The 12,521-nt window shown below is 68.8% G+C and carries 11 protein-coding genes; 5 read left to right on the forward strand and 6 right to left on the reverse strand.

All coding sequences use genetic code 11. From position 1 onward, the window contains the following. Window positions 1-12 precede the first annotated feature (12 nt). Window positions 13-1,674 (reverse strand): FAD-binding dehydrogenase, encoded by a 1,662-nt coding sequence (locus ABZZ22_RS18095; protein ID WP_354933812.1) that lies wholly within the window; start codon window positions 1,672-1,674, stop codon window positions 13-15. A gap of 137 nt (window positions 1,675-1,811) precedes the next feature. Between ABZZ22_RS18095 and ABZZ22_RS18100 the strand changes: the two genes are divergently transcribed. Further along, window positions 1,812-2,723 (forward strand): hypothetical protein, encoded by a 912-nt coding sequence (locus ABZZ22_RS18100; protein ID WP_354933814.1) that lies wholly within the window; start codon window positions 1,812-1,814, stop codon window positions 2,721-2,723. Between the two features lie 26 nt (window positions 2,724-2,749). Here the strand turns inward: ABZZ22_RS18100 and ABZZ22_RS18105 are convergent, their stop codons facing one another. The 4 genes from ABZZ22_RS18105 to ABZZ22_RS18120 form a co-directional block, all read right to left on the reverse strand. Beyond that, entirely contained in the window at window positions 2,750-3,046 is a 297-nt protein-coding gene (locus ABZZ22_RS18105) for a GNAT family N-acetyltransferase (protein WP_354933816.1), read from the reverse strand. A 463-nt stretch (window positions 3,047-3,509) separates the two neighbouring features. After that, entirely contained in the window at window positions 3,510-4,772 is a 1,263-nt protein-coding gene (locus ABZZ22_RS18110; RefSeq protein ID WP_354933818.1) for a DUF222 domain-containing protein, read from the reverse strand. A gap of 706 nt (window positions 4,773-5,478) precedes the next feature. Next, on the reverse strand, window positions 5,479-5,931 hold the full coding sequence (locus ABZZ22_RS18115; RefSeq protein WP_354933820.1) for an isoprenylcysteine carboxylmethyltransferase family protein: 453 nt from the start codon (window positions 5,929-5,931) through the stop codon (window positions 5,479-5,481). A gap of 56 nt (window positions 5,932-5,987) precedes the next feature. Beyond that, entirely contained in the window at window positions 5,988-6,566 is a 579-nt protein-coding gene (locus ABZZ22_RS18120; RefSeq protein WP_354933822.1) for a TetR/AcrR family transcriptional regulator, read from the reverse strand. Between the two features lie 136 nt (window positions 6,567-6,702). Here ABZZ22_RS18120 and ABZZ22_RS18125 point away from each other — a divergent pair, with 136 nt between their 5' ends. The 3 genes from ABZZ22_RS18125 to ABZZ22_RS18135 are packed head-to-tail and all read left to right on the forward strand — an operon-like array spanning window position 6,703 to window position 11,769. After that, complete coding sequence (locus ABZZ22_RS18125) at window positions 6,703-9,183, forward strand: MMPL family transporter (protein ID WP_354933824.1); 2,481 nt, start codon at window positions 6,703-6,705, stop codon at window positions 9,181-9,183. Between the two features lie 44 nt (window positions 9,184-9,227). Next, complete coding sequence (gene recQ, locus ABZZ22_RS18130) at window positions 9,228-11,144, forward strand: DNA helicase RecQ (RefSeq protein ID WP_354933826.1); 1,917 nt, start codon at window positions 9,228-9,230, stop codon at window positions 11,142-11,144. Window positions 11,145-11,187: 43 nt separating this feature from the next. Next, complete coding sequence (locus ABZZ22_RS18135) at window positions 11,188-11,769, forward strand: histone deacetylase (protein WP_354933828.1); 582 nt, start codon at window positions 11,188-11,190, stop codon at window positions 11,767-11,769. On the opposite strand, the gene ABZZ22_RS18140 is transcribed toward ABZZ22_RS18135, so the two are convergent. Further along, window positions 11,753-11,947 carry a helix-hairpin-helix domain-containing protein gene (locus tag ABZZ22_RS18140; RefSeq protein ID WP_354933830.1) on the reverse strand — a complete coding sequence of 65 codons (195 nt, stop codon included), beginning with the start codon at window positions 11,945-11,947 and terminating at the stop codon, window positions 11,753-11,755. The genes ABZZ22_RS18135 and ABZZ22_RS18140 overlap by 17 nt on opposite strands. Before the next feature lie 50 nt (window positions 11,948-11,997). Here ABZZ22_RS18140 and ABZZ22_RS18145 point away from each other — a divergent pair, with 50 nt between their 5' ends. Then, the gene (locus tag ABZZ22_RS18145; RefSeq protein ID WP_354933832.1) at window positions 11,998-12,477 is read left to right on the forward strand and encodes a DinB family protein; all 480 of its coding nucleotides are present in this window, start codon (window positions 11,998-12,000) and stop codon (window positions 12,475-12,477) included. Window positions 12,478-12,521 lie beyond the last annotated feature (44 nt).

Below are 12,521 nucleotides of genomic sequence, written 5' to 3' on the forward strand. Positions count from 1 at the left end.
CACCGGGGAGAGTCAGATCGCGGCGGCCGCGGCCCGTCCTGCCGTACGCCCCGAGAACAGGCAGCCGCCGAGGAAGGTTCCCTCGAGCGCGTTGTAGCCCATCATCCCGCCCCCGCCGAAGCCGGAGACCTCGCCGGCCGCGTAGAGCCCGGGCAGCGGGGTGCCGGCCGACGTCAGGCAGCGGCCGGACAGGTCCGTCTCGAGCCCACCGAGGGTCTTGCGGGAGAGGATGTGCAGCTTGACCGCGATCAGCGGACCGGCCTCAGGGTCGAGGATCCGGTGCGGCTTGGCGGTGCGCTGCAGCTTGTCGCCGCGGTAGTGTCGAGCGGCGTACAGCGCGGTGACCTGGGCGTCCTTGGTGAAGTTGTTGGCGATCTCGCGGTCGCGGGCCTCGATGATCCGGCGCAGCTCGCCCTCGTTGATCTGCGGACCGGCCGGGTCCTTCTCGGCGAGGCCGTTCATGCCGTGGACGAGCGCAGTGAGGTTCTCGGCGACCACGAAGTCCTCGCCGTGCTCCATGAAGCTCTTCACCGGACCGGGCCCCTTGCGCGCGCGCTCAGCGAGAAGCTTGAAGTCCTTGCCGGTCAGGTCGGGGTTCTGCTCGGAGCCCGAGAGCGCGAACTCCTTCTTGATGATCTTCTCGGTCAGCACGAACCAGGAGTAGTCGTAACCGGTCTGGCGCAGGTGCTTGAGGGTGCCGAGGGTGTCGAACCCCGGGAAGAACGGCGCCGGCAGCCGCTTGCCGCTCGCGTCCAGCCACAGCGACGAGGGACCGGGGAGGATCCGGATGCCATGGTTGGCCCAGATCGAGTCCCAGTTGCGGATGCCCTCGACGTAGTGCCACATCCGGTCGTCGTTGATGATCCGGGCACCGGTCGCCGCGGTGATCTCGAGCATCCGGCCGTCCACGTGCGCAGGCACACCCGAGACCATCGAGCTGGGCGGGGTGCCGAGCCGGGACGGCCAGTGCTTGCGGACGAGGTCGTGGTCGCCGCCGATGCCGCCGGAGGTGACGATCACGGCCTGGCCACGGAGCTCGAAGTCCTCGACCTCGGTGCGCGAGGAGGCGTGCCCACGCTCGATGTCGCTGGGCTCGAGAACCTTGCCGTTGACGCCGACCGCCGCGCCGTCCTCGACCAGCACCTGGTCGACGCGGTGGCGGAAGGCGAAGGTGATCCGGCCGGTGTCCGCGTGGGCGCGCACCCGCCGCTCGAAGGGCTCGACGACGCCCGGCCCCGTCCCCCAGGTGATGTGGAAGCGAGGCACGGAGTTGCCGTGGCCGTCGGCGCGGCCGTCGCCACGTTCGGCCCAACCGACGACCGGGAAGAACCGGTGGCCCATCTCGCGCAGCCAGGATCGCTTCTCGCCGGCCGCGAAGTCGAGGTACGCCTCGGCCCAGCGCCGGGGCCACAGGTCCTCGTCACGGTCGAACTGAGCCGATCCCATCCAGTCCTGGAGCGCCAGCTCGGGTGAGTCCCTGATCCCCATCCGGCGCTGCTCGGGGCTGTCGACGAGGAAGAGTCCGCCGAGGCTCCAGAAGGCCTGGCCGCCGAGGGACTGCTCCGGCTCCTGGTCGACGAGCAGAACACTCTTTCCTGCATCGGCCGCCTCAGCCGCTGCCGCCAGGCCGGCGAGGCCGGCTCCCACCACGATCACGTCGGCGTGCTTGGTCATGTCGGCAGATCCTGCCACCTTCTATACCGGCGGGTACATAGAACCTGTCGCCCGACCGTTCCGCCTGGTGGACAGTTGTCGGACTCGCACCCCGAAGCCGCCGCCGAACGGCTTCCGAGCGGATAGATTTTTTGCTCGTGATCGACCCCAAGATGACCGCGAAGAGGCAGCAGAAGTGGGTCCAACGCGGCATCGACCGCACCGAGTCCTGGCTGAGCCGTAGCGGCAGCAGCCTCGGCCCGCTGATCCCGCACATCGCCACCGCGGGAGTGCTCATCGGGGACGAGGACCACGGCTGGATCCCGCAGGGCCTGGCGTACTCGCCCGAGGCCGAGCTCCTGCTGCAGGGCTACTACGGCGACAAGCTCGGCTCTGCGCTCGCGCTGATCGACAAGCCGTCGGGCGAGCTCATCAGCGCCGTCTACCTGGGCGGCCCGAAGGGCAGCGTCAGCGGCCCGGTCAACGCCGGCGGCGTCGCGGTCATCGGCGACGAGGTCTTCGTGTGCCGCGAGGGCAACCCGCCCCGCCTCTACCGCTACTCACTGGCGCAGATCATCCACGCCGAACCGCTCTCGACCGTCTCGACCGTCTCCCCGCTGGTCGCGCTCGCCGCCGGTTCCTACCTCGCAGCCACGAAGGATCTGCTCTACGTGGGGTCGCACGCCAACAACCGCATCTACAAGTACATCCGCAAGGACGACAGCTGGCAGATCAAGACCCCGATCGGCGTACGCACCCCTGTCGGCACCCAAGGCGTCGTGGTCCGCGAGGAGGAGTACGTCTTCAGCGTCTCCCGCGGCCCTGCCAAACGCAGTCAGCTGATCGTGCAGGACCGGGTCACGATTCGCCCCCGTGCGGTGCAGTGGCTGCCCAACCTGGCCGAAGGCATCGCCGAGGTCGGCGACGAGTTCTACGTGACCTACCAGTCCGGCGCCAGGCCGTACTCCCGCGGCTCAGCCAAAGGTCAGGCCTGGCCCTCCGCACACATGACCCGCACCCCCTTGGCCAAGCTCGGCCTGGAGCCGCGGAAGTCGGCGGACTCCCCCTGATCGAGCCTTGTGATCGAACCTTCTGATCAGGCCGGACAGTCGGCGATGTCGGCGAACTCCTCGCCATGCCGCTTCAGCCACTTCGCGACGTACGGGCAATGCGGGATGATCCGCCTCCCCTTCGCCCTCACATCGGCCAGCGCGAACGCCACCAGGTTCGAAGCCAGCCCCTGCCCGTTGTAGGCCTCGTCCACCTCGGTGTGCACGAAGTCCACGTGCGTGTCGTCCGGCAGGCGATAGGCCGCCAGCCCCGCAACGGTCTCGCCGTCGCGGATCTCGTAACGATGCTGGGCCGGGTTGTCTACGTACTCGATCTCGCTCACGCGCCTATTCTCCGCTTGTCGGCGGACTGAGGGGCGCTTTGTTGCTGGTCGTCTTTGTTGGGTTGGGGCCGCCGACCCGTTATGGATGGTGTTCACGCCGGATCCCGGAGTCAAGGACGGCCTTCGACCGCCGGCTTCGCCGGTCGCCTACGGCGATCCTTGACACCGGGATCCGTCGAGAATTTGGCTGGTTATCGGGTCGGCGGCGGGGTTTGGTGCAGCGAGTTTGGGTTGGGTGCGGGCTTGGGGATCGGAGGCGAGCGGTCCTGCCAGAGGAGGTTCGTCGGGGCGCTGTACTAGCCGATGACACCTTGTGAATCGTTCACAAGGGAGCGCTCCCGTGTCTTGCCGGAGGCCACAGGTCGTCGGCTATGGCAGAGGGTCCGAGTTCGTGAAATCCTTCACAAGGCCGACCCCGGCAGACGGGGTGGGCCGGAGCAGGCCGGAGCAGGCCGCAGCCAGGTCAGACGCGGCGGGTGAACCGGATCCGTCCGTCCGGGAGGCGTTCATAGTCGTAGTTGGGGTCGTGGGTCCGACGATGATCGCTGGAACACAACAGGACCATGTTGGCTAGATCGGTTCGGCCGCCTGCCGACCAGGGTTTCAGGTGATGGGCTTCGGTCCAGGCTGCTGGTGCGTCGCAGTCTTCGGCTTGGCAGCACTTGTCCCGTAACCGGAGTGCACGGTGTTGGACCGGGTGGGCCAGCCTTGTGGTGCGGCCGAAGTCGAGGATCTCCGAGCCGGTCCCCAGCACTACCGGGATCAGGTCGGCGTTGCAGGCCATCCGGCGGGCCTCGCCGGCGCTGACCTTGTCGCCGTCGAACCCCAACGCGGCGGCACCAAGGTCGTTGCGGAGGTCCTGAACGCTCATCGTGATGAACACTGTGGTCGCATGCCCTCCATGACGGGGGAGCTGGTCGACGTCGTAGGTCTCGATGACCCGGGCGAAGGCCTGGCCCAGCAACCGGTCATAGGGCGCTTTGCGGCCACGGTCCTCAGCCGAGAGCTTCCTCGGCTGCGCCAACGAGTCCAAGATGGTCCGGAGACGGTGGCCGACCGCGTGCGAGACCCGGGCGTGAATGTCGACCGTCCCGTCACCGTTGGCACGGGAGGTGAAGAACGTGCGGCGTTGGGCGCGTTCTTCTTCGCGTTGGAGGGCTTTGGCTTCGGCGGCCTCGAACCGTTCGGGGTCGACCTCGAACAGGATCCGCTTCCCGATGGTCTTCAGCTCCTTGGCGCTCATCTGGGTGGCGTAGTCGACCAGCAGCTTCTCTGCGAGGGCCAGGTCCTCAGCAGTGGCGACCGGGTCGGCCTCGACCGCCTCGAGCGCCTTGACGATCACCCGGGCCTTGTCCTGAGACACCACACCCTCAGCCAGGCCCGCGGCGACGAGCTCGTACCTCGCGACTCCGGCGGCGAGCTTCACCTCGGCACGACCGACCTTCTTGTCGACCAAGAGCTCGGTCCACATCCACCCGGAGACGTCTCTCGCACCGGTCTCCTCAGCGATGTCACCGGCGACAGCGAGGATCCGCAGTCTCAGCGCGGCTTGTTTGGCCTGGATGATCTCCAGCCGCTTCAACCGGTCCTTCTTCTCACCGGTGCGCCAGTAGGCGGGGTCTCGGGCGAGCAGGGTGTCGAGGGAGGACTCGAGGGCGGCGAGCTCTGCGTCGATCGGGTCGCCGGGGTTGGTGCCCCAGTGGTTGATCTCGGGTTCGAGACTCATCGCCGCCCCTCCTCTCCGAGTGTGTTCAGAGGCGTGTCGTGATGGGTCTGATTCTACCCCTTTCACCAGCATCTATGCCACCTATCTTCGCAGGTCAACCACTGTTTTCGCGGTGAGCGAACGACCCCGCACTTGTGGATGGTAAGTGGCCCGAAGGGCCACCCTCTCACCCCACGCGCATCACCGTTCCGAAGCAAGATTCCGCTGCGCCACACCCGGGCCGCCGCCCCGATAGCCAGCCATCTTTTTTCTCGACATGGTCCGGTGTCCAGGACCGCGAAGCGGCCGGCGAAGCCGGCGGCCGAAGGCCGTCCTTGACTCCGGGGCATGTCGAGAACACCCTCGAAGAAGGGTCGGCGGCCCACGCCAGCCTCAGGGTGGGACGTTCCGGCAGGGGGTCTCGACAGGCTCGACCACCGAGGGCAGGGAGGTCTCGACAAGCTCGACCACCGAGGCCGGTCGTCCCGGTAAGGAGCTGTGTTGGTCTCGACACGCCTCCGCCTAGCGGCTCCGGCGGCTCGACCAGCGGAGGTGGGGTCTCGACAAGCTCGACCAGCGAGGGCGGGATGTCTCACCCGACGAAGATTCAGGAGACACGACGCCGGTCAGGCCATGACAGGACGAGACCGACGAGATGGCGGTAGAACTCCGCGAGACGGCGTACGTCGGTGGTGTCGACGACGGTTCGGAGCAGCTCCGCCCCGCCTCACCTCCGGGGCGGACCGAGCCAGCGGGGCGTGGTGCCGAGGTAGTCCTCGTAGGTCCGGCCGAAGCTCCACGCCAGCGCGTGCTCCTCCGCGGGGATCTGGATTCGGTCCATCACGGCGACGAACGCGGCGGCGGGGACCAGCGGGAGCCAGCCGCCGCGCAGCAGCGCATGGGCGGTGAGGACGCCGGCCATGCTGACGTACATCGGGTTTCGGGTGTAGCGGAACGGGCCCTCGGTGACGACGGCGGTGCTGCGCTCGGGTTCCAGCGGGTTCACCGTGGTGTGCTTGCGACTGAACGCACGCACCGCGCTGACCGCCACATAGACCGATCCGGCCGCGACGGCACCAGCGGCGACAGATCTGACCGGCGTCGGCCGGCGGCGCGGAGCGAGCAGATGCTGGGCGGCCAGGCTCACTGCGACATAGACGGGCGGAGGCACCTTCGGCATGCCTTCCACCGTAACCCGGGACGTAAGGCCCGCACGCCCTCTTTCTTGGGTAGTTCCTAGTGAAGCAGGGCCCGGACCAGGCGTTCGGCAGCATCCGGCGCGGGCTCGGTGCGCTCGAGGGAGTGGAGCACGAAACCACCGACGAGCGCGCGCACGAACTCCATGACCGGCAGATCGGCCGGCAGCTGGCCGACCGCGACGGCAGCCTCGATGCGGGTGGAGACGGTGGCGGTGATGCCGAGGGCGTCGTTGAGGCGGGCGCCGATGTCGGGGCTCTCGCAGGCTGCAGCGACGAGCGAACGGACGAGACCGTCGTTTCCGGGCTGGGCGACGAGGTCGACCAGGTCCTGCATCCACGCGATCAAGTCGGCACGGATGTCCCCCGTGTCAGGTACGACCGGGCGGTCAGGCAACAGCATGTCCTCGATCAGGGCGTCGGCCACGACCGCGCTCTTGGACGACCACCAGCGATAGATCGTCTGCTTGGAGACACTCGCCTCGGCCGCGATGCCCTCGATGGTGAGGTGGTCATAGCCCCGGGCCGCGAAGAGCCGCCCGGTCGCCTCGAGCACCGCGAGACGAGCCTCCTCGCTGCGTACGGCGCCTCGACGGCGAGCTCCTGTTGACGCTGGCATGACGGCATCCTAAGAGCCTTCACCATCCCATGGCGAAGACTTGGATGTGACCCATCACTCCCTCGACGATCCTTGTCCGTCAGGACACAGGTGATTAACTGGACGCACCGTTGCGAATTACCGGAGGGATGCCGTCATGGCGGAGCTGTTGTATCGATTGGGCAAGACGGCCGCGCGCCGCGCCTGGCTGGTGATCCTTGCCTGGGTGCTGGCGCTGTCCGGCGCCGCCGGGGCGTACGTCGCCTGGTCCGGCGAGCTCACCACCAGCTTCGACATCCCAGGCCTGCCCTCGTCCGAGGTGGTCGACGAGCTCCAGGAGGGGCTGCCCGATCTGGCCGGCGGGTCCGGCACCATCGCCTTCCGGACCGAGGACGGCAGCCCGCTCAGCTCCAGCCAGAAGCAGGAGATCCAGGCGCTGATCACCAGCGCCGAGGACCTCCCCGACGTCACTGCGGTCACCGACCCGTTCCAGACCGAGGCCCAGCGCGAGGCGCAGGCCGAGAAGGTCGCCGATGGACAGGCCAGGATCGAGGCCGGCCTGAGCAAGCTCGAGCGTGCTCAGGCGAAGCTCGACAAGGCGCAGGCCGACATCGACGAGGCTCGCGCCCAGACGGAGGCAGCCGGGCTGCCGACCACCCAGATCGACGCCCAGCAGGCCGCCCTCGACAAGCAGCAGTCGAAGCTCGATGACAGCGCCGCCGACCTCGAGACCAGTGCCGCCGAGGCCGAGAACGGCGCCCAGCTGCTGGAGCTCTCCGAGGAGATCCGGATGGTCTCCGCGGACGGCTCGGCCGCCCTGGCCAACGTCGCCTACTCCGTCGGCCGTCTGGAGATGTCCGAGGAGACCAAGAAGGCCACCGTCGACCACTTCACCGACTCGCCCGTAGACGGGGTCGAGATCGGCGTCTCCGCCGACCTCTCCCAGGAGGCACCCAACCCGATGGGCCCGGGCGAGATCGTCGGTGTCGGCGTCGCCGCGATCGTCCTGCTGGTCATGCTCGGCACCATCATCGGCGCAGGCGTCCCGCTGGTCACCGCGCTGACCGGCGTCGGCATCGGTGCGCTCGGCGCGCTCTCCCTCTCCGGCGTCGTGCAGATGGCCTCGATGACCCCGATCCTCGGCCTGATGCTCGGTCTCGCCGTCGGCATCGACTACTCGCTCTTCATCCTCAACCGGCACCGCAAGCAGCTGCTCCACGGCTCCGACGTGAAGGAGTCGATCGCGCTCGCCAACGGCACCGCCGGCACCGCGGTCGTCTTCGCCGGCTCCACCGTGATCGTCGCGCTGGTCGCGCTCAACATGACCGGGATCCCGTTCCTCGGCCTGATGGGCTCGGTCGGTGCCGCCTGCGTCGCGATCGCCGTCCTGGTCGCGATCACCCTGACCCCGGCCATCCTCAGCCTGGTCGGCGGCCGCATCGTCTCCAAGCGGGCCAAGAAGAAGGTCAGCGCACAGGACGCCGCCGAGGCCCACGCCAAGCCGATGCCGACCTGGCGCGCGCTGGTCGCGGTCGTCGCCTCCGTGATCGCCCTGCTCGCTCTCGCGGTCCCCGCTCTCGACATGCGCCTCGGCCTGCCCGACGGCGGCTCGGAGCCCGAGGGTTCGCCGGCCAAGACCGCCTACACGATCACCGAGGATAGCTTCGGCGCCGGCGCCAACGGCCCGCTGCTGGTCGCCGCCGAGCTGCCCGACGGGCTCGGCGAGTCCGGCGTGCAGCAGGCACAGCTGACGGTCGCCAGGACGCTGGCTGACCTCGACGACGTCCGCGCCGTGGCTCCTGTCGCGGTCTCCGAGGACGGCCGTACGGCCGCCTTCCAGGTCGTTCCCGAAGAGGGCCCCAACAGCGTCTCCACCAACGAGCTGGTCAACGCGATCAGGGACATGCCGGCGGTCAACGGCGACATCACCCTCGGCGTCGCCGGCGCCACCGCGGTCGCGATCGACGTGTCCCAGGGGCTCACCGACGTACTCCTCCCCTACCTCGGCGTCGTCGTAGGACTCTCTCTGCTGATCCTGATCCTGGTCTTCCGCTCGATCCTGGTCCCGCTCATCGCGACCGGTGGCTTCGTGCTCTCGCTGCTGGCGACGTACGGCGTGGTGGTCGCGGTCTTCCAGAAGGGCATCGGCGCCGAGCTGATCGGCCTGGACAGCACCGGACCGATCCTGAGCTTCCTGCCGATCCTGCTGGTCGGGATCCTCTTCGGCCTGGCGATGGACTACCAGCTGTTCCTGGCCTCCGGGATGCGGGAGGCGTACGTCCACGGTGCGCCGGCCCGACTCGCCGTCGCCCAGGGCTTCCGCGCCGGGCGTTCGGTCGTCATCGCGGCCGGGCTGATCATGGTCTCGGTCTTCGGCGGGTTCGTCTTCGCCGAGTCGGTGATGATCCGGTCGATGGGCTTCGGCCTCGCCCTCGGTGTGCTGCTCGACGCCTTCATCGTCCGGATGCTGCTGATGCCGGCCCTGATGCATCTGCTCGGCGGCTCCGCGTGGTGGCTGCCGAAGTGGCTCGACCGCATCCTCCCGAACATGGACGTCGAAGGTGCCGCGCTCGAGCGCGCCCACGGCTCCACCGCCGTCGACGGGGCCACGGTCAAGCACGAGAAGGTCGGCGTCTGAGTCTGCGGCACAGGACCGTCGGTGGCGGCCGATAGGGTCGCCTCGTGCCCGACAACACTCCTGAACTGGGTCTCGACCCGCTTCGCGGGTTCGCAGGCTCACCCGCTGCGCTCGCTCGACCTCCTCACGTTACGCCGTCGCTCGTTCCTCGCGACGACGTCGGTTCGGATGTCCTTAGCCGTGTCTTCGGATACGAGGAGTTCCGCGGCGACCAGGCCGAGATCGTCGCGCACGTGGCGACCGGCGGTGATGCGCTGGTCCTGATGCCGACCGGTGGCGGAAAGTCGCTGTGCTACCAGATCCCGTCCCTGGTGAGGGCCGGGACCGGGGTCGTCATCTCGCCGTTGATCGCGCTGATGCAGGACCAGGTCGACGCGCTCTCGGCCCTCGGGGTGCGCGCCGGTTTCCTCAACTCCACCCAGATGCCCCACGAGCGACAGCAAGTGGAGAAGGCACTGCTCGCCGGTGAGCTGGACATGCTGTATCTGGCCCCGGAGCGGCTGCGGGTGCCCGAGACCGGGCGACTGCTCGACCAGGCCAAGATCTCGCTGTTCGCGATCGACGAGGCCCACTGCGTCTCCCAGTGGGGTCACGACTTCCGGCCCGACTACCTGCAGCTCTCCCACCTGCACGAGCGCTGGCCTGATGTGCCGCGGATCGCGCTGACCGCGACCGCCACCGCCGAGACCCGCCGCGAGATCGCGCAACGGCTCAACCTCGAGGACGCCCGCCACTTCGTGGCCTCCTTCGACCGGCCGAACATCCAATACCGGATCGCCCCGAAGGACAAGCCCGCCAAGCAGCTCCTCGACCTGATCCGCACCGAGCACCCCGGCGAGGCCGGCATCGTCTACTGCCTCTCCCGCAACTCGGTCGAGCGCACCGCCGCGACCCTGGTCGGCGCCGGGATCCCCGCGCTCCCCTACCACGCAGGCCTCGACACCCGGACCCGCGCGCAGAACCAGTCCCGCTTCCTGCGCGAGGACGGCATCGTCATGGTCGCCACGATCGCCTTCGGGATGGGGATCGACAAGCCGGACGTACGCTTCGTGGCCCATCTCGACCTGCCCAAGTCGGTCGAGGGCTACTACCAGGAGACCGGCCGAGCCGGGCGTGACGGACAGCCGTCGACGGCGTGGCTGGCCTACGGGCTGGCCGACGTCGTCCAGCAGCGGCAGATGATCGAGACCTCCGAGGGCGACCGGGCCCACAAGCACCGGCTCGGCCAGAACCTCAACGCGATGCTGGCGCTGTGCGAGACAGTCGACTGCCGGCGGGTGCAGCTGCTGCGCTACTTCGGCCAGGCCACGGAGCCCTGCGGCAACTGCGACACCTGTCTGACGCCGCCGGAGTCCTGGGACGGCACCATCCCCGCCCAGAAGGTCCTCTCCACCGTCATCCGGCTCGACCGCGAGCGCAACGGACAGCGCTTCGGGGCGGGGCAGATCGTCGACATCCTGCGGGGCAAGGAGACCGAGAAGGTCCGCCAGTTCCGCCACCACGAGCTCTCGGTCTTCGGCATCGGCACCGACATCGCCGAGAGCGACTGGCACTCGGTCATCCGCCAGCTCCTGGCCCGGGAGATGCTCGCGGTCGACCCCCGCTACGGCGTCTTCTCACTGACCGACGCCGCCGGACCGGTGCTCCGCTCGGAGCAGCAGCTGATGCTCCGCAAGGAGCCGCCGCGGCAGGCCCGACGCGGCAGCTCCGGCGAGCGCAAGCCCAAGGTGGCAGCCGCCGACCTGTCCCCGGAGGCCGCCGAGGTCTTCGAGCGCCTGCGCGCATGGCGCGGCGAGGTCGCCAAGGAGCAGGGCGTGCCTGCGTACGTCGTCTTCCACGACGCCACCCTCCGCGAGATCGCGACCCGGCTGCCGGCCAGCCGCGACGAGCTCGGGACGATCAGTGGGATCGGCGAGGCGAAGCTGGAGAAGTACGCCGACGGGGTGCTCGCCGTTCTCTAGGTGGCAGCCCCCTCGGTCCTCGCCCTCGGTAGGCTGCGCCGCGATGAGTTCACAGGTCTGGTACGTCAGCTACGGATCCAACATGTGCCGCGACCGTCTCGGTGCCTACCTCCTCGGCGGCCAACCGGTGGGTGCGCTGCGGTCGTACGTCGGGGCCCGTACGCCTGCCATGCCGGTCGACGACGTCGCCGTCGACCTTCCCGGACGCCTCTACTTCGCGGGCGAGTCGAGGACGTGGACCGGCGGGGTGGCGTTCTACGACCACGACGCGGCCGGATCGTGGACCGCTGCCCGGGCCTTCCGGATGACCGCCGAGCAGTTCGCCGACATCGCCGCTCAGGAGATGGACCGGCTGCCCGCCCACGGCGACCCGATCGAGAAGGTCGTCATCGACGGGCTCGAGGAGGGCCGCCACGAGGCGGGACCGGGGCACTACGAGACCCTGATCGAGGTCGGGCGCCGCGACGGGCTCCCGATGCTCACCTTCACCGCGCCGCACGGCTTCGACGCGGTCCCGCACACCTTGCCGTCGGCTGCGTACGTCTCGATGCTCGTTCGCGGGCTCGAGGAGGCGCGTGGCTGGGATCGCCGACAGGCCACGGCGTACGTCAGGAAGCGCTGCTGAGCGCCTCGCGCAGCAAGCGCACCGCCTTGGGCCCGACGCCGTGGAGCGGCAGCAGAGTGTCCAGGTCCTCGGGCAGATCGCACAGCGTGCGATGACCCGCCGCCAGCAGCGCCCCTGTTGCCGGTCGGCCGATCTTCACACCATCGAAGATCGGTCCGGCGTCCTCGGTCGTCGACATCGGATCAGGCTACGGCTCAGACCTTCACGGTAGGGCACTAACCTGCGCGTATGAGCATCGGACAAGCTGACGAGCGCGCACTTCTCGAAGGAATGGTCGACCTCCAGCGCGGTGAGATCAGCGGCATCCTCGAGGATCTCGACGACGAGGAGGCGCGGCGGAAGCTGGTCCCGTCGCTGACCACGCCCCTGGGGCTGGTGAAGCACGCGACCTTCGTGGAGAAGGTGTGGTTCCACTCGCGCGTCGCGAACGTGCCGCGCAAGGAGATCGGGCTGCCCGACACGGTCGACGAGAGCTTCGTGCTCGCTCCGGAGGACACCGTCGAGTCCGTCCGAGCCGCCTACCTGGCCGCCTGCGAGCACTCCCGCGAGGTCGCCGCCGCACATGAGCTGGACGAGGAGTTCCCCTGGCACGGGAAGCAGGTGACGCTGCGTTTCGTCTACGTGCACATGGTCCAGGAGCTGGCCCGCCATGCCGGTCACGGAGACATCCTCATCGAGCAGATCCGCGCCGCCCGTCAGAGCAGCTGATCCAGCACCTCCCCTGTGTCGGGTCGGCTCGTCATGACGAGCCG

Source organism: Nocardioides sp. NPDC006273, from assembly GCF_040613495.1.
In the GTDB taxonomy this organism is placed as follows: domain Bacteria; phylum Actinomycetota; class Actinomycetes; order Propionibacteriales; family Nocardioidaceae; genus Nocardioides.